This window comes from Streptomyces sp. NPDC057623, assembly GCF_042800355.1.
Classification (GTDB): Bacteria; Actinomycetota; Actinomycetes; order Streptomycetales; family Streptomycetaceae; genus Streptomyces.
Map to the genome: position 1 here is coordinate 103,199 of NZ_JBHVGZ010000032.1, position 2,914 is coordinate 106,112.

At 70.0% G+C, this 2,914-nt stretch carries 3 protein-coding genes; 1 reads left to right on the forward strand and 2 read right to left on the reverse strand.

Translation table 11 applies throughout. The annotated features are described in order from the left end of the window. The first annotated feature begins 577 nt into the window (after window positions 1-577). Window positions 578-841: a hypothetical protein gene (locus tag ACFU95_RS28665; RefSeq protein ID WP_383832843.1), complete on the forward strand. Its 264-nt coding sequence runs from the start codon at window positions 578-580 to the stop codon at window positions 839-841. A gap of 130 nt (window positions 842-971) precedes the next feature. On the opposite strand, the gene ACFU95_RS28670 is transcribed toward ACFU95_RS28665, so the two are convergent. Both ACFU95_RS28670 and ACFU95_RS28675 read right to left on the reverse strand, forming a co-directional pair. Further along, window positions 972-1,763 (reverse strand): ABC transporter permease, encoded by a 792-nt coding sequence (locus ACFU95_RS28670; protein ID WP_383832845.1) that lies wholly within the window; start codon window positions 1,761-1,763, stop codon window positions 972-974. Continuing rightward, complete coding sequence (locus tag ACFU95_RS28675) at window positions 1,760-2,761, reverse strand: ATP-binding cassette domain-containing protein (protein ID WP_383832847.1); 1,002 nt, start codon at window positions 2,759-2,761, stop codon at window positions 1,760-1,762. Before ACFU95_RS28675 ends, ACFU95_RS28670 begins: the two co-directional genes overlap by 4 nt. Between the last annotated feature and the right edge of the window lie 153 nt (window positions 2,762-2,914).

Consider the following 2,914-nt stretch of genomic DNA (forward strand, 5'->3'; position numbering starts at 1 on the left):
TTTGCGTGTGTCGGCGAGGCGGGGGTGGGGGGCTGTCGGCGCGGGGGTTGGTGGTGTTTGTGGCTCCCTTTTTTCTTTTCTTCGCCTCCCCCCCCCCCCCCCACGGTGGTGCGCGGACGTCGGCGCGGGAAACGACGGGACGCCACACGCTGGTGCCTGCCTTCGAGACACGCACCGGGTCGCCGCGAGCCGCATGCGGACGGGGCTCCGGAGCCGGTGAGGCCGTTGACTCCCCGGGCCTCGGCGGCGGACCACAGGAACCTATCCGCGAAGGACGGCCGAACAACCCTGCCCGGGACGGAATTTGCGGCTTTCATACGGGTCCGGCGCGAGGGCCGTCAAGATCCCGTCAAACAGACCTGGCGCGCCGTCAGAAGGGCGTCAACGTGTCCGTCCATGGCCGGATCCGGTCGCAGACTGAGCGGCGACGGGGGAGGGGCGACCGTCCGTGGAGCGACGTGGGAGGCACCGTGACCATCACGGCCGGTACATCACACAGACCTCGGCCGGAGGCCGGCGCGCAGTCGCCCCAACCGACGGTCACCCCGCCCGGGGGCAGCCCCGCAGGCAGCAGGCCGTGGCCGCGCGGGCCGCTCTGCGCCGCCGCTACTGGGCATCCGTGCCCGCGCGGCTGCGCCTTCTGCGCGCGGCCACGGTCCTGCTCACCGTGGCTCTCGGCACGCTGCTGTTGGTTGCCGGACTGACCACCTTGGGCACCTGGAACAACGTGGCCGGCCACGCCGCGCCCCGCACCACCGGCGCCGCCCACCTCGACCTTGCCCTGCACGACATGGACGCCCAGGCCGCCAACCTGCTGCTGTCCAACGGGGACGCGGGATAAGGCCGCCTGCGGATGCCGTACGAGAATGCCGACGGGGCGGCATACGCCGACGCGGTGTCGGAGTATGCCGCCCTGGAGTGGGACGAGTTGCGGGCCGCGGCCCTCAAACTGCTGGCCCGTCCATCTCCCGCTACTTCGGGTCGCGGTCGAACAGCGACTTGGACCAGAAGTAGCCGAGTACGGCCAGGCCCAGGCACCAGACGACGGCCAGCCACCCGTTGTGGCCGATCTCGGTGCCGAGCAGCAGCCCCCGCAGCGTCTCGATGGCCGGGGTGAAGGGCTGGTACTCGGCGATCGGCTGGAACCAGCCCGGCATCGCGTCGACCGGTACGAAGGTGCTGGAGATGAGCGGCAGGAAGATCAGCGGCATCGCGTTGTTGCTGGCGGCCTCGGCGTTCGGGCTGGACAGGCCCATGCCGACCGCGATCCAGGTGAGAGCCAGGGAGAAGAAGACGAGCAGCCCGAACGCCGCCAGCCACTCCAGGATCGTGGCATCCGTGGACCGGAACCCGATCGCCACCGCGACGGCCCCGACGAGGGCCACGCTCGCCACGCACTGCAGCACACTGCCGAGGACATGGCCGATGAGTACAGAGCCGCGGTGGATCGCCAGCGTACGGAAGCGGGCGATGATGCCCTCGGTCATATCCATGGCGACGGCCACCGCGCTGCCGATCGTGGTGCCGCCGATGGTCATCATCAGGATGCCTGGGACGACGTAGGCGATGTACTCGGAGCGGTCCGCCCCGCCGTCCCCGATGCCGGCGCTCATCGCGTCGCCGAAGATGTAGACGAAGAGCAGCAGCAGCATGACCGGCGTGAGCAGCAGATTCAGCGTCATCGACGGGTAGCGGCGCGCGTGCAGCAGATTGCGGCGCAGCATCGTGGACGAGTCGCGGACGGCGAGGGGCAGGGCGCTCATCGGACGGTCTCCTTGGGCTGGTTGGGGACGTCGGTGCCGCCGGTCAGGGCGAAGAACACGTCGTCGAGGTCGGGCCTGTGCACGGTCAGCTCGTCGGCCTCGATACCGGCCGCGTCCAGCCAGTCGAGGACGGAGCGCAGCTCGCGCTGGCTGCCGTCGCTGGGGATCTGCAGTGCGAGGGCCTCGTCGTCCCGGGTGGCCTCACCCAGGGCGGAGGCGGCCGACTGGTACGCCGCCGGATCGGAGAAGCCGAGCCGCACGTGCCCGCCGGGGATCAGCCGCTTCAGCTCCTCGGCGCTCCCCTCGGCCGCGATCCTGCCGTCGTTGAGGACGGCGATGCGGTCGGCGAGTTGGTCGGCCTCCTCCAGGTACTGGGTGGTGAGGAAGACGGTGACGCCGTCGGCGACCAGCTGGCGGATGATCTGCCACATGCTGTGGCGGCTGCGCGGGTCGAGGCCGGTGGTGGGTTCGTCGAGGAAGATGATTCGCGGGCTGCCGACGAGGGTCATGGCGATGTCGAGGCGGCGCTTCATACCGCCGGAGTAGGTAGAAGCGGGCTTCTTCGCGGCCTCGGTGAGGTCGAAGCGCTCCAGCAGCTGGGCGGTGATCCGTCGCCCCTCGCTGCGGGAGAGGTGGTGCAGGTCCGCCATGAGGAGCATGTTCTCCTCGCCGGTGATCAGCCCGTCGACGGCGGAGAACTGCCCGGTGACGCCGATCGCGGCCCGCACTCCGTCCGGTGAGGTGGCGATGTCGTGGCCCGCGACCTGGGCCTGCCCGCCGTCGGCGGTGATGAGCGTGGACAGGATCTTCACGGCGGTGGTCTTGCCGGCGCCGTTCGGCCCGAGCAGCGCGAACACGGACCCGGCCGGGATGCGCAGATCGATGCCGTCGAGCACGACCTTGTCGCCGTACGACTTGCGCAGGCCGACGGTGGAGACGGCGGCCGGAGACGGGTGACCGTCAGCCCGCCTGGGCGTGGGCATGACAGATGAAGGCATGGGGCCCTCCACTAGAAGGCTGAAGTGACTGGGGGATCGGAAGGGATGAGGCTGCTGCGGGGGGTGCCCCTATCTCTTTCGTCAAGGGGCGGGTCGGTTGATTGGTGATGTTTCAGGCGGCTTGGGGGACGGCTTGAGGTTCGAAGAACGTGC